The 20,557-nt window shown below is 63.4% G+C and carries 21 protein-coding genes; 13 read left to right on the forward strand and 8 right to left on the reverse strand.

Going from position 1 to position 20,557, the window contains the following annotated elements:
• Positions 1-123 precede the first annotated feature (123 nt).
• The 3 genes from Pan44_RS23370 to Pan44_RS23380 all read right to left on the reverse strand — a co-directional run bounded on the left by Pan44_RS23370 (position 124) and on the right by Pan44_RS23380 (position 1,855).
• Positions 124-963 carry an SPFH domain-containing protein gene (locus tag Pan44_RS23370; RefSeq protein ID WP_145034176.1) on the reverse strand — a complete coding sequence of 280 codons (840 nt, stop codon included), beginning with the start codon at positions 961-963 and terminating at the stop codon, positions 124-126.
• A gap of 277 nt (positions 964-1,240) precedes the next feature.
• Entirely contained in the window at positions 1,241-1,525 is a 285-nt protein-coding gene (locus tag Pan44_RS23375; protein WP_145034177.1) for a hypothetical protein, read from the reverse strand.
• A gap of 18 nt (positions 1,526-1,543) precedes the next feature.
• On the reverse strand, positions 1,544-1,855 hold the full coding sequence (locus Pan44_RS23380; protein WP_145034178.1) for a Rieske (2Fe-2S) protein: 312 nt from the start codon (positions 1,853-1,855) through the stop codon (positions 1,544-1,546).
• A gap of 167 nt (positions 1,856-2,022) precedes the next feature.
• Between Pan44_RS23380 and Pan44_RS23385 the strand changes: the two genes are divergently transcribed.
• Together Pan44_RS23385 and Pan44_RS23390 are read left to right on the forward strand one after the other, a co-directional pair.
• On the forward strand, positions 2,023-2,919 hold the full coding sequence (locus Pan44_RS23385; RefSeq protein WP_197453598.1) for a DUF58 domain-containing protein: 897 nt from the start codon (positions 2,023-2,025) through the stop codon (positions 2,917-2,919).
• The gene (locus Pan44_RS23390; protein ID WP_145034179.1) at positions 2,916-3,347 is read left to right on the forward strand and encodes a molybdenum cofactor biosynthesis protein MoaE; all 432 of its coding nucleotides are present in this window, start codon (positions 2,916-2,918) and stop codon (positions 3,345-3,347) included. The genes Pan44_RS23385 and Pan44_RS23390 overlap by 4 nt, the downstream gene beginning before the upstream one ends.
• Positions 3,348-3,356: 9 nt before the next feature.
• Here Pan44_RS23390 and leuC read toward each other — a convergent pair whose 3' ends face one another.
• Positions 3,357-4,766, reverse strand: coding sequence for a 3-isopropylmalate dehydratase large subunit (gene leuC / locus Pan44_RS23395; protein ID WP_145034180.1), 1,410 nt, complete (start codon positions 4,764-4,766; stop codon positions 3,357-3,359).
• 735 nt (positions 4,767-5,501) lie between these two features.
• Here leuC and Pan44_RS23400 point away from each other — a divergent pair.
• The 5 genes from Pan44_RS23400 (at position 5,502) to Pan44_RS23420 (ending at position 10,595) form a co-directional block, all read left to right on the forward strand.
• Positions 5,502-6,164, forward strand: coding sequence for an OmpH family outer membrane protein (locus Pan44_RS23400; protein ID WP_145034181.1), 663 nt, complete (start codon positions 5,502-5,504; stop codon positions 6,162-6,164).
• 113 nt (positions 6,165-6,277) lie between these two features.
• Complete coding sequence (gene lpxC / locus Pan44_RS23405; protein WP_145034182.1) at positions 6,278-7,150, forward strand: UDP-3-O-acyl-N-acetylglucosamine deacetylase; 873 nt, start codon at positions 6,278-6,280, stop codon at positions 7,148-7,150.
• Between the two features lie 37 nt (positions 7,151-7,187).
• Entirely contained in the window at positions 7,188-8,024 is an 837-nt protein-coding gene (gene lpxA, locus Pan44_RS23410) for an acyl-ACP--UDP-N-acetylglucosamine O-acyltransferase (RefSeq protein WP_145034183.1), read from the forward strand.
• A 160-nt stretch (positions 8,025-8,184) separates the two neighbouring features.
• Positions 8,185-9,231 carry a Gfo/Idh/MocA family protein gene (locus Pan44_RS23415; protein ID WP_145034184.1) on the forward strand — a complete coding sequence of 349 codons (1,047 nt, stop codon included), beginning with the start codon at positions 8,185-8,187 and terminating at the stop codon, positions 9,229-9,231.
• A 140-nt stretch (positions 9,232-9,371) separates the two neighbouring features.
• The gene (locus Pan44_RS23420; RefSeq protein ID WP_145035161.1) at positions 9,372-10,595 is read left to right on the forward strand and encodes a sialidase family protein; all 1,224 of its coding nucleotides are present in this window, start codon (positions 9,372-9,374) and stop codon (positions 10,593-10,595) included.
• Between the two features lie 25 nt (positions 10,596-10,620).
• Here the strand turns inward: Pan44_RS23420 and Pan44_RS23425 are convergent, their stop codons facing one another.
• On the reverse strand, positions 10,621-11,586 hold the full coding sequence (locus Pan44_RS23425) for an ABC transporter ATP-binding protein (protein WP_145034185.1): 966 nt from the start codon (positions 11,584-11,586) through the stop codon (positions 10,621-10,623).
• A 60-nt stretch (positions 11,587-11,646) separates the two neighbouring features.
• Positions 11,647-13,044 carry a sulfatase-like hydrolase/transferase gene (locus Pan44_RS23430; protein WP_145034186.1) on the reverse strand — a complete coding sequence of 466 codons (1,398 nt, stop codon included), beginning with the start codon at positions 13,042-13,044 and terminating at the stop codon, positions 11,647-11,649.
• A gap of 189 nt (positions 13,045-13,233) precedes the next feature.
• Here Pan44_RS23430 and Pan44_RS23435 point away from each other — a divergent pair, with 189 nt between their 5' ends.
• The 5 genes from Pan44_RS23435 (at position 13,234) to Pan44_RS23455 (ending at position 18,669) form a co-directional block, all read left to right on the forward strand.
• Complete coding sequence (locus tag Pan44_RS23435) at positions 13,234-14,160, forward strand: thiamine-phosphate kinase (RefSeq protein WP_145034187.1); 927 nt, start codon at positions 13,234-13,236, stop codon at positions 14,158-14,160.
• Positions 14,161-14,231: 71 nt separating this feature from the next.
• Entirely contained in the window at positions 14,232-15,206 is a 975-nt protein-coding gene (locus Pan44_RS23440; RefSeq protein ID WP_145034188.1) for a 3'(2'),5'-bisphosphate nucleotidase, read from the forward strand.
• A gap of 116 nt (positions 15,207-15,322) precedes the next feature.
• Positions 15,323-16,771 (forward strand): sulfatase-like hydrolase/transferase, encoded by a 1,449-nt coding sequence (locus tag Pan44_RS23445; protein WP_145034189.1) that lies wholly within the window; start codon positions 15,323-15,325, stop codon positions 16,769-16,771.
• 25 nt (positions 16,772-16,796) lie between these two features.
• Complete coding sequence (locus Pan44_RS23450; protein WP_145034190.1) at positions 16,797-17,294, forward strand: DUF3592 domain-containing protein; 498 nt, start codon at positions 16,797-16,799, stop codon at positions 17,292-17,294.
• Between the two features lie 49 nt (positions 17,295-17,343).
• Positions 17,344-18,669: a Trx7/PDZ domain-containing (seleno)protein gene (locus Pan44_RS23455; RefSeq protein WP_145034191.1), complete on the forward strand. Its 1,326-nt coding sequence runs from the start codon at positions 17,344-17,346 to the stop codon at positions 18,667-18,669.
• Here the strand turns inward: Pan44_RS23455 and Pan44_RS23460 are convergent.
• Complete coding sequence (locus Pan44_RS23460; RefSeq protein WP_145034192.1) at positions 18,647-19,123, reverse strand: hypothetical protein; 477 nt, start codon at positions 19,121-19,123, stop codon at positions 18,647-18,649. The two genes, Pan44_RS23455 and Pan44_RS23460, sit on opposite strands and share 23 nt — an antisense overlap.
• Positions 19,124-19,276: 153 nt before the next feature.
• Here Pan44_RS23460 and Pan44_RS23465 point away from each other — a divergent pair, with 153 nt between their 5' ends.
• On the forward strand, positions 19,277-20,302 hold the full coding sequence (locus Pan44_RS23465; protein WP_145034193.1) for an aldose epimerase family protein: 1,026 nt from the start codon (positions 19,277-19,279) through the stop codon (positions 20,300-20,302).
• A gap of 23 nt (positions 20,303-20,325) precedes the next feature.
• On the opposite strand, the gene Pan44_RS23470 is transcribed toward Pan44_RS23465, so the two are convergent.
• Positions 20,326-20,547: a pilus assembly protein HicB gene (locus Pan44_RS23470; protein WP_145034194.1), complete on the reverse strand. Its 222-nt coding sequence runs from the start codon at positions 20,545-20,547 to the stop codon at positions 20,326-20,328.
• Positions 20,548-20,557 lie beyond the last annotated feature (10 nt).

A 20,557-nucleotide genomic window follows, 5' to 3' on the forward strand; every position in this document is an offset into this window, starting at 1 on the left:
CCCGCCCGGCGCACCCCTGCCAGACGGTTTTGCCCCCAGGCACTCTTTCGATTCCGCGTGACACCTCCACCGAGCCCACGACTCCGCGAGCCGTCGGCCCGGCGTTCACGCTCGAAGAACGCCTCAGGCGGCCTTGTGCCGTCCGTTGTTCGACTGCACCGCCAGGACCGGCTGGGCCCGTTCTCCGCTGCACAACACCACCAGCAGGTTGGAAATCAACTGGTCGCGGTCCGTCTCATCGAGGTCGAATCCCGCGTCGGTCAGCTGCGTCACTGCATCACGAACGATCTGCACGGCTCCCTCGACGATCGTCTTCCGGGCGTCGATCAGGGCGAGCGCCTGCTGTCTCATCAGCATCGCCTGCGCAATTTCGGGAGCGTAGGTCAGGTCGTTCAACCGCACCATCAGCACTTCAATCCCCGCTGGGTCGACCGCTTCCTGGAGTTCACTGATGAACGCCTTCGTCACCACGTCGCTTTCTTTCTTCAGGCACGAAACGCTGTCGTCGGCCGATTCGTACGGGAACAGCGAGCTGACGCGCTTGATCACCGCCCCCGCCTGGTCGTTCAGGAACTGCCGGTAGTTTTCCACGTGCAGTGATGCCTTGACCGTATCCAGCACGCGGTACAGCACCACCGCGCTGATCTGGATCGGGTTGCCGTTCTTTTCGACGACCGTTTCCGATGGGATGTCGAGCGTCGTGTCACGGGTCGAGATTCGATGCAGAGTCCGCCCCACGGGATGAATCCAGCGGATTCCCTGCTCCTTGAGCGTGGTGACATACTTGCCGAAACGCAGGACGACGATTTCCTCACGAGGGTTCACGACGAAGAACCCGAACAGCAGGATCGGCGGAAAGATAATGCTCACGCCGACAACCAGAAGCATCTCCAGGAATCCCTGGGTGACGACCGAGGGCTCGTGATAAGCCTTACCGCTGAGCGTCGACTGTTCGGCGTTCATGCCAGTTCTCCGGGGTGCGTTGAACGTGTTCGCCCACAGAAACGTAGGCGGGAACCGCGCGGCTCAGCAATTCGGCTTCGTTTTCCGGAATGCACTGGTAAAGCTCAGTCTGCTTCGGCCAACTTAACGCCGGAGAGCGCCAGAGCCGTCACCTCATGCACGGTCCCGTCTCCGACGGCATGACCTCGTGACCCGCCATCCGGCCGAACCTGCCCTGAATCGATGAAACTTGATGAGGTGACTGATGTTCACTCATCAGACGCGTGAGGCGCGCCGCCTAGACGCCATCCTCCCATTGCGCTGCGTTCACACCGAACATCGCGGCAGCGCCTTGCATTGCCTTCTCGAGCGAGTCGTACCACCAATCGCCGCTCATTGAGCCATCCTGCGATTCGTAAAGCAGCAGGGAGCCTCCGTCGACATTCTCAATCCTCAGATTGAGCACGAGGTGGCGAATCGGAGTCGGCAACGGCTTCGCTGCGCCAGGCGGAAGCCACCCAGAGTGTTCCTCACCCCCCTCTTGATACGCGACGCCTTCGATGTGCTTGACGATTTGCGACATGACGTGTTGAGCGCGATCTCAGCCATTCTGAGCGAGGTAAAGCATGCCACCGTCTTCGACGACCTCAAAAGTCTTCTGCTGAATCCGCGGTGTGAGCTGATGTTTCCCCGTGGTCACGTCGAACTGCCAGCCGTGCCAGGGACAGGTGACGACGGTTCCCGTCACGCAGCCGTTCGCGAGCGGCCCGCCGGCATGCGGGCAGATGCCGTCGATGGCGTGGTATCGCCCATCAATGTTGAAGACGGCGATGATCCGGTCATCGGCGACGCACTCTTTTCCAGTCCCGGGGGGAACGTCGGACGCCTGGCAAAGGGGAATGCGTTCAGCCATTGTCTTCGAAATCGGGGAGAAACGTATCGAACAGCCCCACGATCAGGGCCGGGGAGGTCGTAGTCTGCCTGAAGGCATGCCCCCAGGCCATCGGGATGGTACTCTCGTGACAGTGTGCGGTCGCCTGATCTGAATCTCGAAGATTCCTGACCCCGAAGCCTCATCCTGTGTCGACGACTCAGCAGTTCACGACGCTCCTGCCGAACGACGTCCTGGCCCGCGTCGAGCGGATGCGGCTGGCTCCGGTCAAACGGCTCACGAACCGGCAGCGCGGTGAACACCTTTCGGATAAGGGGGGAACCAGTGTCGACTTCGCCGACTACCGCGACTACGTGGCGGGCGACGACCTCCGGCATATCGACTGGAACATCTTCTCCCGGCTCAATCAGCCCTACCTGAAACTGTATGCCCACGAAGAGGACATGCACTGCGTGCTGATCCTCGACGGGTCGACGTCGATGATGTTCGAAGGCAAGTTCGAACTGGCCCGTCAGATCGCTGCCGCGCTGGGCGTGATGGGCCTGATGAATGTGGAACGTGTTTCCGTCTATGCCTGCTCCGCCAGCCAGAAAGAACCGGTCTTTCTTCCTCCTTCCGGAGGCCGGGCAAGTCTCAAGCGATTCTTTTCATTCCTGGAAGGGTTGACCGGGGGCGGCGACTGCACCGTGGAAGCGGCCGTCGAAGCGGCTCTCCGCCGTCATCGCGGACGCGGGATCGCCGTCGTACTGTCCGACTTCCTGACATTCGGGGACGTCGTTCGCCCGTTCAACCAGCTGAATGCCGCCGGGCTGGAGATCTATGGAATTCAGATTCTCGCGCCGATCGAGATTCATCCCGAACTGAACGGCGACCTCCGAATCGTCGACTCCGAGAACGAGCAGACGCTTGATATCTCTTCCGCGGGAGAACTGCTCGGGCTGTATCACGAGCATCGAATCGCCCTCGAACACCACCTCACGGCGGAGTGCCGGAAACGGAACGGGCGTTTTCATTCCGTCAGTTCGGCGGACTCGATCAAGACTGTTTTATTCGATGGTCTTCTTCGCAGGGGCTGGGTGCGGTGAGCCGTTGTGAAACACGGATCGATCTGACCCGCGAGGTCATCGATTTCAGTGAACTGACGGAGTGGGTTCGCTCAACCCAGGCCGGGGCGGTGGTCCTGTTTCTCGGGACCGTTCGCGAGATGACGGGCGGGCTTCGCACCATTGCTCTCGATTACGAAGCGTATCCGGAGATGGCCCGGGCCAAGATGCAGGAGATCGCCGACGAGGCGGCGCGCCGCTGGCCCGCGATCCGCATTGCCCTGGCTCACCGATTCGGCCGGCTGGAGCTTGGGGACGTCAGCGTGGCCGTCGCCGTCAGCACCCCACACCGGGGGGACTCGTTCGAGGCCGGCCGGTTTCTCATCGACACCCTGAAGCAGGTCGTCCCGATCTGGAAGCAGGAAAACTGGGCCGACGGCACGAAGGAGTGGGTCGACCCAGGCGCGTGACCACTGACGTCAGGCCAGCTGGCGGACGTCGGTGACGCAGCCGCTCACGGCGGCGGCGGCGACCATGGCCGGCGACATGAGTAGCGTCCGTCCGGTCGGCGAGCCCTGACGGCCCTTGAAGTTCCGGTTCGATGACGAGGCGCAGATCTCCCGGCCCTTGAGCTTGTCGGGGTTCATGGCGAGGCACATCGAGCACCCGGCGCCGCGCCACTCGAATCCAGCCGATTCGAAGATCTTGTCGAGGCCTTCCTGCATCGCCTGTTCGCGAACCTGCTGCGAACCGGGGACGACCAGCGCCTTGATGCCCGGCTTCACATGCTTGCCCTGGACGATTCGGGCGGCTTCGCGGAGATCGGAGATCCGGCCGTTCGTGCACGAGCCGATGAATGCGACGTCGATCTTGAGGCCATCCAGCGACTGGCCGGCCTTGAGCTCCATGAAGTCGAGGGCTTCCTGAGCGCCGGCCTGGTCTTCAGCGTCGAACGTCGCGACCTGAGGAATTGACTCCCCGATCCCCACCGACTGCCCGGGATTGATGCCCCAGGTGACGGTCGGCTCGATGTCTTTGGCGTCGTACTTCACGACGTCGTCGTACCGGGCCCCCTTCGGTGACGCGAGACTCAGCCACCAGGCAGCGGCTTTATCGAAGTCGGCCCCCTTGGGAGCAAACGGCCGGCCCTTGATGTAGTCGACGGTCGTCTGGTCCGGATTGACGTAACCGCAACGGGCGCCGCCTTCGATGCTCATGTTGCAGACGGTCATCCGCTCCTCCATCGTCATCCGGTCAAAGACGTCGCCGGCGAACTCGTAAGCGTGGCCGATGCCGCCTTTGACGCCCAGCTTGCGGATGATGTGCAGGACGACGTCCTTGGCGTAGACGCCTTTGCCCAACTGGCCGTTCACCTCGATCCGCCGGACTTTCGGCTTGTTCATCGCCAGGGTCTGCGTGGCGAGGACATAGGCCACCTGGGAGGTTCCGATTCCGAAGGCGATCGACCCGAAGGCGCCGTGGGTGCTGGTGTGGCTGTCACCGCAGGCGATGGTCATGCCGGGCTGTGTGAGGCCCTGTTCGGGGCCGACGATGTGGACGATTCCCTGGCGATTGTCCTTGAGGTCGAGGAGGGTGACGCCGAATTCACGGCAGTTCTTTTCGATGGCCGACATCATTTCCTCGGCCAGCGAGTCCTGGAACGGACGGAGCTGGTTGTCGGTGGGGATGATGTGGTCGACCGTGGCCACGGTGCGGCTCGGGAATTTCACCTTGAGGTTGCGTTCGCGGAGCATGTCGAACGCCTGGGGGCTGGTGACCTCGTGAATGAGGTGCAGGCCGATGATGAGCTGCGTCTGCCCGGAGGGGAGCGTGCCGACGGAATGCAGGTCCCAGACTTTATCAAACAGGTTCTTGGTCGAAGCGGACATCGAGCGACTCACGACTTGCAGCGGAATGGGTTACAAAATTAGACAGCGCGGTCGGACAGCGGTTCACGCGTGATCGGCGCATCATGCTGGATTGTCGGCAGTTCCGAACGAAATGACAAGGAGGGACGCCCGCCCAAATCATGAAGGTGAGCAAGGAGGGCGCGTGTCTGTGTGTGGTTGCGCCTTCTTGGCCCTTCTCCCTTGTCCTGACCCGTGGAGGGTGAGGCGGATTCCCGGCGGAGAGGTCGTACCGGGATGCGGGCGTGCGACTGTGTCCGCAACGAAAACGCCCGGCTGCGTCCCTCGGTTGCATGCCAGACCTGGGCGCCGTCCGCGATTTCTCCGGAGAAGTCGGGGTTTCCAATGCCTGCCGCGACTCTGCAGGCAGATTCTGAGAGCCGTGGGCGCGTGACGGGCTGAATCGGATGGTGTTCATAGCTCCTCCACCAGTCCGTGAGCGGTTGCGCGGAGGTCTGGAGGAGGGGGGACGGGATCAGGGACCCGCAGTTCCTGCCGATCTCCCCCGTCTGCCGGTCGGCAAGGTTCTCCCTCATCTTGACCGAAATTCGGTGAACTGGGAGATTTTCCGTGTTGACCTCCGGGGAACTGGACTCGCCGGGGTCGACCGACCTTCGTTTACATCGCCCCGCGGGGGGCATCAGGCCATGTTCGGATCAAATTCGGCTGCCGCGGGCGGCCGGGACTCGTCCGGCCCAGCAAAGGAGTGCTTTCGCCGTGAAGAAGCTCATTATCTGCTCCGCCGCCGCACTGATGGCGGCCGGATTGTTCCTCTCAGCCCGGGACTCGCTCGGGCAGGGCACTGCGGCGCCGAAGTCGGCCGCACACCAGGTCGGCCTGATCGACATGGCTCATGTCTTCAAGAACTATGAGAAGTTCAAGACCTCGACGGCCGCGCTGCAGGAGCAGATCAAGGCGGCTGACGAGCAGGCGAAGAAGCAGATCGACGCGATGAAGGCCATCCAGGAGCGGATGACCCAGCTGCAGCAGGGAAGCCCGGACTACAGCAAGATGGAAGCCGAGCTGATCGCGGCGACCACGAAGCTCGAGACCTTCAAGAAGACCTCGCAGCTGACGTTCCTGCGTGCCGAGGCGGACATCTACAAGACCGTGTACCTGGAAGTCCAGAACGCGGTTCAGCAGTACGCCGGCGTTTACAAGTACACGCTCATCATGCGGTTCAACCGCAATCCGGTGGAAGACGCCGAGAATCCCCAGGCGATCATCCAGAGCATGAACCGCCAGGTGGTTTACTATCGCGGTGAAGACGACCTCACCGACCCGATCCTGAACTACCTGAACGACAAGTACGCGAAGACCTCGGGCGCTGCCAAGCCGCGCACCGCGACCGCGCCTGCCGGCGGACCCGCGACCCGCTGAGCAAGCTGCGAACTGGCTTGAGTTTCTTCAGGCACGGATGGGCCCAATCCGCCCATCCGTGCTTCTGCATATCGGGACGCTTTTTCCGCTTTTCTTTCCGCAGTGATGTCCTGATGACACTGGACCGCCAGCGTTCGATTGCGACGACCGCCGAGGTCTCAGGATTCGGGCTTTTCGGCGGCATCGACTGCCGCCTGGTGTTTCACCCGGCAGAGGAAGGCTCTGGAATCGCCTTCCGCCGCGTCGACCTTCCTCATTCGAGGCCCGTCCCGGCGACAGCGGAATTTGTCGCCCGCGTGCCGCGACGCACGGCCCTCTCCGACGGCCATTCCACAATTGAAACGGTCGAGCACGTCATGGCCGCCCTGGCCGGACTGTGCATCGACAACTGCCTCGTCGAACTCGATGCGCCCGAGGCGCCGATTGGCGACGGCTCGGCCCTGCCGTTTGTCGAAGCGCTGCTCGTGGCGGGAATCGTCGAACAGTCGGCCGAAGTGGAAGCGTTTCGGCCTGCCTCCCCGTTCTCCGTTGAAGGAAACGGCGGCCAGACCATCGAAGCGAATGGGGATCCAGAATACCGGGTCCGGTATTCCCTCGATTACGGGCCCGGCTCCCCCATTCCGAAGCAATCGGCGTGCGTCGCTGTCCGTCCGGAAACGTTTCTCCGAGAGATCGCCGGAGCGCGGACTTTTGTACTCGCCTCGGAGATTGAAGGGCTGCGGGCGATGGGATATGGCCGTCGCGCGACCACGGAGAACCTGCTCGTCTTTCACGACGGCGGAATCGAAGACAATTCCCTGCGCTGGCCCGATGAGTGCGCCCGCCACAAGCTGCTCGACGCCATTGGCGACCTGGCATTGTGCGGCGGGCGGCTGACAGGCCACTTTCACGCGACCCGTTCGGGCCATCACCTCAATCACGAGATGGCCCGAAGGCTGACGACCTTTCCGAACAGTTCCAGGCAGACTCTCCGCCGGGCGGCATGACTTGCCCGGAAGAACGGCCCCTACGAAAGACGCCACGATGGCGACCTCCATCTCACGCCTGTCTGAAGTGCATCCTTCCGCCGAGATCGGCGAGAACGTCCAGATCGGGCCGTTCTGCGTCGTCGGACCGAAAGTGGTCGTCGGGGACGACTGCATCCTCGACAGTCACGTCGCCCTTGTCGGCCGCACGACGATCGGCCGGGGCAACCGGTTCTGGCCCAACAGCGTGATCGGCGGCGAGCCGCAGGATAAGTCGTATGTCGAAGGGGAGACGCAGGTCGTCATCGGCGACAACAACCAGTTCCGGGAAGGGGTGACGGTCCACCGCGGCGCTGAAAAAGAAGATGGCATCACCCGCATCGGCGACAGAAATCTGCTGATGGCGAATGCCCATGTCGCCCACAACTGTCGCCTCTACGACGACACGATCATCGTCAACGGCGTCCTCCTGGGCGGGCATGTCCATGTCCATGATCGAGCCGTGATCTCTGGCAACTCCGTCATTCACCACTTCGGATCTGTCGGAACGTGCGCCATGATTGGCGGCGGTTCACGGGTGACGATCGACGTCGCCCCGTACATGCTGGCCTTCGGCAGCGACCAGGTCACCATGCTGAATATCAACGTCGTCGGAATGCAGCGGGCCGGCGTCTCAGCCGAGTCGATTGCCGTCATCAAGCAGGCACATCGACTTCTCTTCCGTCAGAAGAAGGCCCTGAAAGAGGTCCGCGAACACTTTTCAGCGCAGCTCGCCGGCCAGCTTCCGCCCGAGCTGGTGCATCTCCTCGACTTCATCGCGCGGCAGGCCGAGGGCAAGATGGGGCGTCAGCGCGAAGCGTTCCGCAATGCGCCGACGACCGCGAAAGCTGCGTGACCACGAAGGAGGCGATTGTCCCTTCGCGGACACGTCTCTGGCTCCGGCCGCACGTTGAGGTCCCTGTAGCATCGAATCATTGCAATTGCTACAACACACCCGCCGTGCCAGAGCGCGCGGCGAAGGGGATGGAATCTCTTCGAGGCAGGGGAGCAGAGTCATGGAACGACTGAAACTGGCTGTCATCGGCGTGGGCGCTCTGGGCCGGCATCACGCACGAATTCTTTCCAGCAATCCGGCTGTCGAACTGGTTGCTGTCGCCGATCCGAACGAAACGCAGGGCAAGGCGGTTGCGGACGCCTGCCATTGCGAATGGACGCCCGATTATCGCACGTTGCTCGGACGCGTCGACGCCGCGTCGATCGTGGTGCCAACCGGCATGCACGCAGACGTCGCCGCGAGTTTCCTGCGCCGCAGCACGCCCGTGCTCGTTGAAAAGCCGCTGGCCGCCAATACCGAAGAGGGCCGGATGCTGGTCCGCCTGGCGAGCGAACATCGCGTGCCGATCCAGGTCGGGCATATCGAACGCTTCAATCCGGCGTTCGAGGCGCTGGACCGGCTCGTCTCGAAGCCCCGCTATCTGCGGGCCGAACGTTTCAGTCCGTATGCCTTTCGCTCGATGGATATCAGCGCGGTCCACGACCTGATGATCCACGACATTGAGTTGTGCCTGCAGTTGGCGGGCAGTGCGGTGTCCAACGTCGAGGCGATGGGGGCGACGATTGCCGGCGGCCTGGAAGATGGCGTCCAGGCACGCATCACGTTTGACAGCGGCTGCGTTGCCGATCTCTCCGCCCTGCGGGTGTGCCCCTTCTTCCGGCGTTCCATGATCGCCTGGACGAATTCGGGCTGCGTTCACGCCGACCTCCACGAGCGCAAGGTCACCTGCTATCGCCCTGGCCCGCGCGCTGAAAATGGCGAGCTTCCCTTTGAACTGGCGCAGCAGCCGGGCGTCGACATCGCCGGCCTGAAGGAAAGCATGTTCACCGACTTCATCGCCATCGAACATCCGGAGATTCCAACGGGTGTCGATGCGCTGACGGCCGAGCTGGCCGATTTCCTGCAGGCCGTCCGGACGGGTGAATCGCCGCGGGTGGATGGTCGCCGCGGGCTGGCGGCGCTTGATGTGGCCGATCGCATTCTGGAGGCCGTGCGAAATCAGGCGCGTCCCGCGCTGCGGCTCGCCCCGATGTCGGCGGCGGCGTGAGTCGCTCGTCTCCACGAAGCCAAGTTGATTTCCACGAAGCCCGGCGTTCCTGTGACCGCCGGGCTTCGTGCGTTGTTGCGGTCTGGATGGGCTCGTCGCATACTCCGGCATCTCCCCTGGAAACGTTCGGAGCGACCGTGATGCGCCTCTCGTCGCGATGTGTGCTGGCTGTTGTCTGCCTTGTTTCCGCGAGCGCCCCGGCGGCCGAGCCGTTCCTGGAAAAGGTCGATTTGTTCAAGGCCGGAGATGATGGCTATGCCCTCTATCACATCCCGGGGATTGTCGTGACGGCGAAGGGGACGGTCCTGGCCTGGTGCGAAGCGCGTCGCGTTCGCAGCGACTGGGACATGATCGACGTTCTTCTTCGCCGCTCGGAAGATGGCGGGCGGACGTGGTCGAAGGCCGAAAAGGTTGTCGATGTCCCCGGGCCGAAAACCAAGAACCCGGTCGCGCTGCGCCTGAAGAACGTGAAGCCGGGCGACGTCACCTACAACAACCCGGTGCTGATTGCCGACCGGGATGGAACCGTCCACTTCCTGTTCTGCCTCGAGTATTTCCGCTGTTTCTACATGAACAGCAGGGACGACGGCCGCACCTGGTCGTCTCCCGTCGAAATCACCGACGCTTTTGAAGCATTCCGGAAGCACTACGACTGGAAAGTTCTTGCCACCGGACCGGACCACGGGATCCAGCTCACCAACGGCCGCCTGGTCGTTCCGGTCTGGCTGTCGACGGCCACCGGCGGCAACGCGCACCGGCCGTCGGTCTCCTCGACGATCTACAGCGACGACCAGGGCAAGACGTGGCACGCGGGCGAGATCGCCGTTCCGCTGACAGACGAGATCATCAACCCCAGTGAAACCCTCGCAATTGAACTCGTCGATGGCCGGGTGATGCTGAACGCCAGGAACGAGTCGAAGGCCCACCGGAGGCTCGTGACGATCAGCCCCGATGGCGCGACGAACTGGTCGACGCCGGTGTTTGACGATGCGCTGATCGAGCCGATCTGCATGGGGAGCCTGGTGCGGCTGTCGACGGAAAAGACTGCCGGAAAGAATCGCATTCTGTTCGCCAATCCGGCCAACCTCGAACGGGCGGATGGAAAGGCCGATCCGGGTAAGAGCCGCGATCGCCGGAACATGACCGTTCGCGTCAGCTACGACGAAGGGAAGACCTGGGCCGTATCGAAATCGGTCGAGCCTTCGTGGGCGGCGTACAGCGACCTGGGCGTGACGAAGGACGGGACAATTCTGTGTTTCTACGGGACGGGGGCAAAGTCGGACTTCGCCGGGGAGAAGCTGACCGTGGCGCGGTTCAACCTCGAATGGCTGACGGACGGGCAGGACAGCCTCGAGACGAAGTAGGGGGCCTGGAACGCTCTCGCTTCGCTCAGGCTCGCCGTTTTCGTGGTGACGCTTTCTTGTCGCCGTTCTCGGCATCGGCCTCCCAGAACTTGTGCCCGGTCCGCTGGATGAAGACATCCTCCAGCGTCGGTTTACCAAGCGTGCAGGACCTCACGAGATCACCGGCGGCCGCGACAACGTCGCGGAGCAGTTCGTGTCCCTGGGCATGTTCGATGCGGAGCGATTCTCCGAGTCGCTGAACCGGGACGCGGAACTGGTCGAGGATCAGCGATTCCAGGCGATCGGGATCAGGCGACTGGAGCGTGACGCAGTCGCCGCCGATCGAGCTTCGCAGCTCCATTGGCGTTCCGATGGCGACCAGGGCGCCGTTGTCGAGAATCCCCAGGCGGTCGCACTTTTCGGCTTCTTCCATCAAGTGCGTCGTGACCAGCACGGTGACACCCGCTGCGCGCAGCTGTCCCAGGTAGCGCCACAGGTCGTGGCGGGCGCCGGGGTCGAGGCCGGTGCTGGGCTCATCGAGCAGCAGCAGTTGTGGATCGTGGAGCATGCCTTTGGCGATCTCGACACGGCGCTGCAGCCCGCCGGAAAGCGTGCCGGCGATGTCGCCTCGACGGTCGGAAAGGCCCAACTGCTCGAGCAGCCGATCCATCCGGGTGCGGAGGTCGTGCCCCATCAGCCCGTACAGGTGCCCCTGATGCTGCAGGTTCTCGGAGACCGTCAGCTTGCGATCGAGACTTGGCGACTGGAACGTGACGCCGATCTGCTGGCGAACTGCGTGGGAATCCCGGGAAACATCGAGCCCGAGAACCGTGATCGCCCCGGTCTGCAGAGGCAGCGACGTACTCAGGAGCCGGAAAAGGGTCGTCTTCCCGCCGCCGTTGGGGCCGAGCAATCCGAAGATTTCGCCGGTCGCGACGTCGAACGAAAGCCCCGCGAGTGCCTGCCGGTCGCCGTAGCGATGTTCAACGTGGTCGACGGTAACGGCAGTCATGATGGGGCTGACGAATGAGAAGCGACGAGGAGGGCCCGGGGGCGTGCGATTCGAGACGCGTCATTCAGGCCGCTTGGGAAACGACCCGGCGAACACCTCGTCGAACCAGCCGATCGCCCGGTTTTTCAGCCGGGCGGCGACGTCGGGATTGGCGGCGACGACGTTCTTCTGCTCCGTCGCGTCGGCGTTGAGGTCGTAGAGCTCGAGGCCGCTGCCATCCTGCATGGTGAGCAGCTTCCAGTGGCCCTCACGAATCGCCAGATCGGGGAGCGGGGCATCCTTCGGCCCTGGCCGGTCGGGCGGACGGACCCAGAGTGCGGCCGATTTTCGGGACTGGCTTTCGCGTCCGAGCAGCGTGGCGCTCAGGTCCTCGCCGTCGAGCGTCCCTTTCTCCGGCAGCGACGCTCCACCGATCGTCAGCAGCGAACGGGCGACATCGACCGACGTGAGCCACGACGAGCGGTTCTGCGTGCCGATCGCGGACCTGTTCATCAAGCCCGGGGCCCAGACGATGAGTGGCTCGCGGATGCCTCCCTCCCAGAGCTGTCCTTTCGATCCGCGATACGGCTCGGCCGATCCGGCGCCTGGTTCCGGTCCGTTATCGCTGGTGACGATGATGATGGTGTTCTGATGCAGGGTCTCGTCGTTTCGAATGCGGTCGAACAGGGCTCCGAACTGGCGGTCCATGTCCTCCGCGACGGCCAGGTAGCGCCGTCGCTTCATTTTGAGGTCGGATTTCGCTTCCGAGGGAAAGAAGGGGGAGTGGACGTCGTCGGGCCAGAGATTGATGAAGAAGGGCTTCTTCTGAGCCTGGGAGTGATCGATGAAGGCGAGCGCTCCCTCGACGAATGCGCCGGTGACTCGATCGCGATCGAGCCAGCGGATGTTACCGCGTCCCAGGTTGTCGCTTCCGAGCGCATGGCGTCTGGGCTCCGTTCCGTCAAAGGCGTTCAGGAGCGGGAGGACGCGGTCGCCGAGACCTTCAAAGTTCGTCAAAGAGCGGTCGAATCCGTACTCCGTGATCAGGGGAGCTTCGCCGACGTCGCGCTGCCCTCCCATGTGCCACTTCCCGAAATGGCCCGTCGCATAGCCGGCCGCCTTGAGGCCGTCGGCGATGGTCCAGACGTCGGGATTGAGCCACTGCGGCATGCCGCGTTTCTCGTTGTCCGCGCGGTTCGAGAGAAACGAGAGGATCCGGAGGCGGGCGGGGTACTGCCCGGTCGTCCACGCGGTCCTTGAAGGAGAGCAGATCGGGGAGTTCGTGTAGAAGTTGGCGAACCGCAGTCCTTCCGACGCCAGGCGGTCGATCTGGGGCGTCTTCACCTCGCCATTGCCGTAGCATCCGAGGTCGGAACACCCCATGTCATCGATCAGGACGTGAACGATGTTCGGTGCTGCGGCCGTTACCTGGCCGTTCAGGGCCAGCAGAAGCAGACAGACGAGGAGTGGGAGGCGCATCAAGACAGGCACAGCAGTGTTTCCCGGTCGGCGCGAGGCAGGGAGGGTGTCGACGCGACAGTCGCGAAGGCACGGTGCTTCACTGTAGGGTTCAGGGAGCGAACCGCAATCACCGCGCTCGATGAACGGCATCAGTGATGGTCGGCGGTTCGATGAATTCCCACTCTCCCGGAATCACACCCCGTCGCCATGCCGCCTGCGGAACACTCGGAATGGAACTGGATCGACGATGTCCGTCGCAGGGCGGGGAGCGGTCCGCGGGTGGCCATCGGCATTGGAGATGACACGGCGCTGCTCAAAACGTCCACGGCGACCCTGGTGACCACGGACATGCTGATGGACGGCGTTGATTTCGTCGTCGGAGAGACACCTGCAGACCTGATCGGCCGAAAGTGTCTCGCGGTCAACCTGAGCGACATTGCGGCGATGGCCGGCCGGCCGACGGGAGCGGTCGTCAGCCTTGCGTTGCCGCGTCGCGGCGGCCGCGCACTCGCAGAGGGGCTGTATGACGGGCTTCTTCGTCTCGCACAGGAGTCGGGCTGTCCGATCGTCGGGGGCGACACCAATTCCTGGGACGGGCCACTCGTCGTGAATGTGGCCGTCCTGGGGGAGCCAACGGGGAGGGGGGCTGTGACGCGGGCGGGAGCGCGGCCGGGCGACCGGGTGTTTGTGACCGGCCCGGTTGGCGGAAGTCTTCCCTCGCTCCGTCACTGCACGTTTCGCCCCCGACTCTCAGAGGCCCAGGCCCTGCATCAGTGCGTCGAATTGCACGCCATGCTCGATCTCAGCGACGGATTGTCCTCGGACCTGTTTCACATTGTCGAAGCGAGCCAGGTTGGAATCGAACTCGATGCCGGGGCGATCCCGATTCACGACGATGTGGCCCCGGGACAGCCTCACGCCGACCGCCTCAACCACGCGCTTTCCGACGGAGAAGACTTCGAGTTGCTGTTCTGCGTCAGCGAAGAGGATGCTCAAACGCTGCTGTCGCAGCCGCCCGGTGGAGTTGAACTGTATTCCATTGGCCGATGCGTTCCTGAGCCTGGCGTCTGGCTGCTCGGCGCCGACTCGCGTCGCCCCCTGGGCCGAGGCGGCTGGGAGCATCGGTTCACGTAATGCTTGTCCCCTGCGGCGATTTGCTTACTGTGCGGTGATCTTCACCGTCTGACCTGTATTGGAACGCGATCATGGGGTTCGAGAAGGAACTGGCAACCGCTCTGGAAGCGGTTCGCGAAGCGAGCGAAATCTGCCGCAAGGTGCAGAAGGAGATCGCCGGATCGTCGCTGGAGAAAGACGACCGCAGTCCCGTCACGATCGCGGATTTCGCCAGCCAGGCGGTGGTCTGCCGGATCCTGACGGATGCATTTCCGAACGACCCGATCATCGGCGAAGAGACGGCGGCCGACCTGCTCAGCGACGAGCGGCGGCCGTTCCTTGACCGGGTTGTCGGGTTGTTGACGCCGGCCAATCCGGGCGTGCACGCGGAGACCGTCTGCGGCTGGATCGACGCCGGACGGGGGGACGGCGGCGACCGCTTCTGGACGCTCGACCCGATCGACGGCACGAAGGGGTTCCTGCGGGGCGAGCAGTACGCGGTGTCGCTGGCGCTGATCGTCGATGGGCAGATCGTGGTGAGCCTCCTGGGGTGCCCGAACCTCTCGGCCGAAGATGGCTGGGATCGCGACACGGGCTGCCTGTTCTCGGCGGTTCGCGGAAAAGGGGCAACGCTGCGACGGCTCGACGGCTCGAACGAGACGAAGCCGGTCCGCGTCAGCGGAACGGGCAAGGCATCAGCCGCAAGGTTCTGCGAGAGTGTCGAATCGGGGCATAGCGCCCACGGGCGCTCGTCGCAGATTGCCGCGCTGCTGGGAATCGAGTCCACGCCTGTCCGGCTCGACAGCCAGGCGAAGTATGGCGTCGTGGCCCGGGGCGAGGCGGATGCCTATCTCCGCCTGCCGACGAAGGCCGGTTACCGCGAGAAGATCTGGGATCACGCTGGCGGCGTGCTGGTCGTGGAAGAGGCGGGCGGCAAAGTCTCCGACGTCGATGGCAAGCCGCTCGAGTTCACTCATGGCCGCGAACTGTCCGCCAATCGCGGCGTCATCGTCAGTAACGGCCTGATTCACGACGCTCTGCTGGAGGCCGTCGCCAGGACGGCCTGAAAATAAGCCACGGAATACACGAAATCCGCGGAGGACGCGGAAAGACAACGTCTGAACGTTCTTTCCGTTTCATCCGACCTTTCCGTGGTCCCCTCCTTTGTTTCGGGAACGGATCAATGACTGTCAGTCGCCACATCCAGCCAATTGCCGTAGCGATTGCAATGCTTGCCGCGATGGCCAGTGGTTCTCGCGCGGCCGATCGTCCGCCGAACGTCGTTCTGATCGTCAGCGACGACCAGGGGTACAACGACCTCGGGCTCACCAATCCGGAAGTCATCACGCCCGCGCTCGACCGGATTGCGCGGGAAGGCGTTCGGCTGACCAGTTTCTACGTCGCCTGGCCGGCCTGCACTCCCTCCCGCGGGGCCCTGCTCACCGGACGCTACCCGCAGCGGAATGGCATCTACGACATGATCCGTAACGAAGCCCCGGACTATGGTCACAAATACTCCGCGGCCGAGTACGAGGTCACCTTCGAGCGGATCGGCGGGATGGACACTCGCGAAGTGCTGCTGCCGGCGGTGTTGAAAACGGCCGGCTATCAGAGCGCGCTGTACGGGAAGTGGGACCTCGGGACGCTGAAGCGATTCCTCCCTTTGCAGAAAGGCTTCGACGACTTCTACGGCTTCGTGAACACGGGGATCGACTACTTCACGCACGAGCGGTATGGCGTCCCCTCGATGTATGCCGGCAACGAGCCGACGACGAAGGATCAAGGAACCTACTGCACCGACCTGTTCCGCGACCGGGGCGTCGAGTTCATCCGTCAGAATCGCGACCGGCCATTTTTCCTCTACTTGCCGTTCAACGCTCCCCACAGTGCGTCCAACCTCGATCCGGTCATCCGCTCTTCCGCGCAGGGCCCGGATGAATTCAAGAAGAAGTTCCCGCATCTGAAGGACGACACCCAGCCCGGGAAGTCGCGTGGCAAGGAAGCGATCGTCGCGACTCCTTCGAAACGAAAGCTGGAATATCTGTCGGCGCTCGCCTCGATGGATGCCGCGATCGGCCGGGTGCTCGAGACGCTCGATGAACTCAAGCTGGCCGACAACACACTGGTGTTGTTCTTCTCCGACAATGGGGGATCGGGCCAGGCAAGCAACGGCCAGTTGCGAGGGCACAAATCGCAGATGTTCGAAGGGGGGATTCGCGTGCTTGCGTTGGCCCGTTATCCCGGCGTGATCAAGCCGGGCACGTCGTCGGACGAGTTCCTGACCAGTCTCGAAGTGTTCCCGACGGTCACCAGGCTGTGCGGCGCGCCAAACCCGGCGGGCGTCACGCTGGATGGTTTCGACATGCTTCCGGTGCTGAGGGGAAGTGCGCCATCGCCGCGGACGGAGATGTTCTGGCAGCGACGGGATCATTCCGCGGCCCGCATCGGCGAATGGAAATGGATTCGCCTGGGCGAGCGCGAAATGCTGTTCAATCTTGCCCGTGATCTCGAAGAGAAGAACGACCTGCTCAAAGCCGAGCCCGAGAAAGCCGCTGAGTTGAGGGCGAAGTTCGCAGACTGGAAGAAGACGATGGACGCGGCCGAGCCTCGGGGGCCGTTCCGCGATTTCTGAGAGATCTTTCTGAACGGGCGGTGACATGACGTTGATGCCCATGCCGGCCGGCGGTGATGTTCCCGGCATCGATGCGGACGCCGAACGTGGACGCTTCATGCTGATGCTGGCCGCGACTGCGGCCTTCCTTGTCGCGTCGTGGCACACGTTTCACGAACTTCGCTACTTCGTATCCGGTCAACAGGCCGTCGCGACGGTCCAGCGGGTCAATCGCGTTGTCGAACCGGGACGACGCTCGCGGGAGTACCTGCGTGTCGAAGCCGAGTTCGAAGATCGCGGCGGGGCGCGGCGTGCGGCCGTGCTGCGGGCACCGCTCGATTCCGGGATCAGCGACGGCCAACGCGTCGACATTGAATTCCTGCCGTCCGATCCGGATCGGGTGCGGATCAAAGGAGACCGGAACGTCGCCTGGATGGCCGTATTCGCCGTTTCAACTGCGTGGATGACGCGGACGCTCGTGCGGCTCGTGCGGGAGTCGCGACGTCCCATCCCGTCGTCGCGTGGGCGACGTTCGTCCCGGTGAGGCCCGCTCGTTAGGATCATTCCGTCCTCACGTTCCCCCGGAGGTTGTCATGCGAACGGCGTTCGTGTTCTGGCTTGCCCTGGGTTCATTGCTGTCGGCCGCTCCCCCGAACCTTCGGGAGCAGAAGGTTCGGGCCGACAAGGCCAAAGTCGAAGCCGAAGGGTTCTGGATCTACAACGATCTCGAGAAAGGCTTCGCACAGGCGCGCGCGACCGGGAAGCCGCTGGTTGTCGTGCTGCGGTGCATTCCTTGCGAGGAATGCGTGAAGCTGGATGATGAACTGGTCGACACCGATCCGGTGATCAAGCCGCTGCTGGAAAAATACGTGTGCGTTCGAATCGTCGGGACCAACGGACTCGACCTGTCGCTGTTCCAGTATGACACCGACCAGTCGTTCGCGGTGTTCCTGCTCAATGCCGACAAGACCATCTACGGCCGATTCGGAACACGCTCGCACCGTACCGAGTGGGTGGGGGACGTTTCGCTGACCGGCATGGCAAAAGCCCTCGCGAGGGGGCTTGAACTGCACGCGGCCTTTCCGGGGAACCGGGAATCGCTGGCCGGCAAACGAGGCCCCGCGACGGAATTCGCCTCTCCCGAGCAGTACCCCGCTCTCAAGGAAAAATACACCGCAACGCTGAATTACGAAGGGAACGTTGTTCAGAGCTGCATTCACTGTCACCAGATCGGCGACGCCCAGCGCGAGTTGTACTGGAAATCGGGGAAGCCCGTTCCGGAATCGGTCATGTTCCCGGCCCCGCATCCTTCGGTTGTCGGGCTGACGCTCGATCCCAGGGAGTGTGCCACGGTGCTCAGCGTCGAACCCGGGAGCGCGGCCGCGACGGCCGGCATTCAGCCCGGTGACGCCATCGTTTCGCTCGCCGGCCAGCCGCTGGTTTCCATCGCGGACGTTCAGTGGGTGCTGCATCGCACTCCCGCGGAAGGGGGGACGATCAAGGCCGAGCTGCAGCGCGGCGGCAAGATGGTGCCCGCGACGCTGACTCTTCCGGCGGGGTGGAAGCGGGCGGGAGATATTTCCTGGCGAGTCACGTCGTGGGGCCTGCGCCGCATGACGCTGGGGGGCATGCGGCTCGAGCCTCTCGGTGAGTCGGAACGCGAGTCGCAGGGGATCGCGAAGGGGCAGACGGCGCTGCGCGTCATCGGACTCGGTAAGTACGGCGCGCACGCGACCGCCCTGAAGGCCGGTCTGAAGGAGGGGGATGTGATCGTCGCTTACGACGGCGAGACCGCTCTCGAGCGCGAGGCGGACGTCTTCTGGCACGCGGTGTCGAAACGGCATCCGGGCGACAAAGTCGCCATCAAGGTGACACGGGTCGGCCAGCCGATGGAGTTCACGATTCCGCTGCAGGAATAGCCAGCGATTCCAGGTCGGCCTCGAGCATCTTCCGCTCTTCAGGATCGGTGACCAGTTCCAGGAGCTGGCGCGCCTCGTCGAGGTGGCGCGTCACGGCCGGTTCGTGATGCAGGACGTGCCCGGCGCGGGCCAGTGCTTCGTGCGCGTAGGCCATGTAGAACGGCGGTTCGCCGGTCGCATGCAGGGCGGCGCGTGCGGCGAACCGACGGGCTTCGAGTCCATTTCCAAGCATTGCCTGGACCCGCGACACCAGCCAGTAGCCGACCGCCAGGTTGCGCGGACGGCAGTCTTCCCGCCGGGACCAGTGCCAGAGAGAGGCGACGGCCGAATGCAGCATTTCGTCGTTCTCGGCCGACGTGCGGTCGGGCTTGTCAAGCAGTTCCCACGCCCGGTTGAAGCACGCCGGAGCGAAGTGCAGGTGGGCGGCGGCGACGTCGATGGAAGTGGAAGTCATGACCAGCTCGAACTGCCGACGGGTTGGAAGACGACTTGTTTGCGGGAGGCCGCGACGCAGTGTAGCGTGGCGCAGGTCCGTTGCCCGGCTGGAGAGCCTTTGCGTCCAGGTCTCTCCCGAACCTCCGGCGCTGCACCAGCCGAGTGAAGATCCATGAGCGTCTCCGTCGAACGCTGGGGCACGTCTGAAGATGGCCGCGATTGCCTGCTGTTCACCATCACGGGGGCGAACGGACTGAGTGCGAAGGTCACCAACCAGGGGGCCGCGCTGGTCGAGGTGAACGTGCCGGACAAATCCGGCAAGCTGGCCAACGTCAACGTGCGGCACGCCCAGTCGAGCGACTACACGTTGAACCCAGGTTCGCTCGGCGCCATCTGCGGCCGGTACGCCAATCGGATCCGCGGCGCGAAGTTCACGCTCGATGGCAAGGAATATCACGTCACCGCCAACAGCGGAAAGAACCATATCCACGGCGGAAAGATCGGTTTTAACAAGCGCATCTGGAGCGGTTCGGCCACGGACGCGGGTGATGGCGTCGTTCTTCGTTACCGCGCGGCAGACGGTGAGGAAGGCTATCCAGGCAACATCGATGTCGAGGTGACGTACAGGCTCACCGCCGATGGCGAACTGCGGATGGAATACGCCGCCACGAGCGACCAGCCGACCGTCCTCAATCTCACGAACCACGCCTACTGGAACCTGTCGGGCTCAGGTTCCGGGCCGATTCTCGATCACGAAATGCAGATCTCCGCGGACCGCTACTGCCTCGCGGACGAAACCGGCACGGTCACCGGCGAGGTCAAACCGGTCGCCGATACGTCGTTTGATTTCACCAATCCCCGTCCGATCGGTCTGCACATCGGCGAAGTCGGGAAGGGCTACGACCACTGCTACCTGGTCAACGGCGAGCTCGGAAAGCTCAGGCCCTGTGCGAAAGTCCGCGATCCGAAATCGGGCCGCGTGATGGAAGTTCTCACGACTGAACCCGGCGTGCAGTTCTACACGGCCAACAACCTGAAGCCCGAGCAGTCGCCCCACCAGCAGCCGCAGACGTCGTTCTGCCTCGAGTGCCAGCACTGCCCGGACAGCCCGAATCATGCTCATTTTCCGTCGACGGTGCTGAGGCCGGGGGAGAGCTACCGACAGACGACGGTGCACCGGTTCAGCACGGACATGTGACGAAAGAGACTGAAGTCGTCACGTCACCCCACTTCCTGCATGGGCCTCGTCCGTGGCTCTGGAAGTCTCCGGCCTTCACGCTCGATTTGATCAATCACTTCATCGACGATTTCGCACAGATCTGCATAGAGCTTCACGGGATCGTCGCCGTGGATTCCAGTCATCAGGTCAGGGCAGCGACCGAGATAGACCCCGTCTTCGTCGCTCCATTCCACCCATTTGTGATAGCGATCAGCGGCTTTCATTGATCGACTC

The organism is Caulifigura coniformis, assembly GCF_007745175.1.
In the GTDB taxonomy this organism is placed as follows: Bacteria; Planctomycetota; Planctomycetia; order Planctomycetales; family Planctomycetaceae; genus Caulifigura; species Caulifigura coniformis.

What these genes read in the sequence shown, in the direction of transcription:
- Pan44_RS23465 (WP_145034193.1), top strand. Translation starts at nt 19,277, where the DNA reads ATGAGCGTCTCCGTCGAACGCTGGGGCACGTCTGAAGATGGCCGCGAT.
- Pan44_RS23370 (WP_145034176.1), bottom strand. Translation starts at nt 963, where the DNA reads ATGAACGCCGAACAGTCGACGCTCAGCGGTAAGGCTTATCACGAGCCC.
- Pan44_RS23460 (WP_145034192.1), bottom strand. Translation starts at nt 19,123, where the DNA reads ATGACTTCCACTTCCATCGACGTCGCCGCCGCCCACCTGCACTTCGCT.
- Pan44_RS23455 (WP_145034191.1), top strand. Translation starts at nt 17,344, where the DNA reads ATGCGAACGGCGTTCGTGTTCTGGCTTGCCCTGGGTTCATTGCTGTCG.
- Pan44_RS23440 (WP_145034188.1), top strand. Translation starts at nt 14,232, where the DNA reads ATGGGGTTCGAGAAGGAACTGGCAACCGCTCTGGAAGCGGTTCGCGAA.
- lpxA (WP_145034183.1), top strand. Translation starts at nt 7,188, where the DNA reads ATGGCGACCTCCATCTCACGCCTGTCTGAAGTGCATCCTTCCGCCGAG.
- Pan44_RS23435 (WP_145034187.1), top strand. Translation starts at nt 13,234, where the DNA reads ATGCCGCCTGCGGAACACTCGGAATGGAACTGGATCGACGATGTCCGT.
- Pan44_RS23375 (WP_145034177.1), bottom strand. Translation starts at nt 1,525, where the DNA reads ATGTCGCAAATCGTCAAGCACATCGAAGGCGTCGCGTATCAAGAGGGG.
- Pan44_RS23415 (WP_145034184.1), top strand. Translation starts at nt 8,185, where the DNA reads ATGGAACGACTGAAACTGGCTGTCATCGGCGTGGGCGCTCTGGGCCGG.
- Pan44_RS23445 (WP_145034189.1), top strand. Translation starts at nt 15,323, where the DNA reads ATGACTGTCAGTCGCCACATCCAGCCAATTGCCGTAGCGATTGCAATG.
- Pan44_RS23425 (WP_145034185.1), bottom strand. Translation starts at nt 11,586, where the DNA reads ATGACTGCCGTTACCGTCGACCACGTTGAACATCGCTACGGCGACCGG.
- lpxC (WP_145034182.1), top strand. Translation starts at nt 6,278, where the DNA reads ATGACACTGGACCGCCAGCGTTCGATTGCGACGACCGCCGAGGTCTCA.
- Pan44_RS23380 (WP_145034178.1), bottom strand. Translation starts at nt 1,855, where the DNA reads ATGGCTGAACGCATTCCCCTTTGCCAGGCGTCCGACGTTCCCCCCGGG.
- Pan44_RS23420 (WP_145035161.1), top strand. Translation starts at nt 9,372, where the DNA reads ATGCGCCTCTCGTCGCGATGTGTGCTGGCTGTTGTCTGCCTTGTTTCC.
- Pan44_RS23450 (WP_145034190.1), top strand. Translation starts at nt 16,797, where the DNA reads ATGACGTTGATGCCCATGCCGGCCGGCGGTGATGTTCCCGGCATCGAT.
- Pan44_RS23470 (WP_145034194.1), bottom strand. Translation starts at nt 20,547, where the DNA reads ATGAAAGCCGCTGATCGCTATCACAAATGGGTGGAATGGAGCGACGAA.
- Pan44_RS23430 (WP_145034186.1), bottom strand. Translation starts at nt 13,044, where the DNA reads ATGCGCCTCCCACTCCTCGTCTGTCTGCTTCTGCTGGCCCTGAACGGC.
- leuC (WP_145034180.1), bottom strand. Translation starts at nt 4,766, where the DNA reads ATGTCCGCTTCGACCAAGAACCTGTTTGATAAAGTCTGGGACCTGCAT.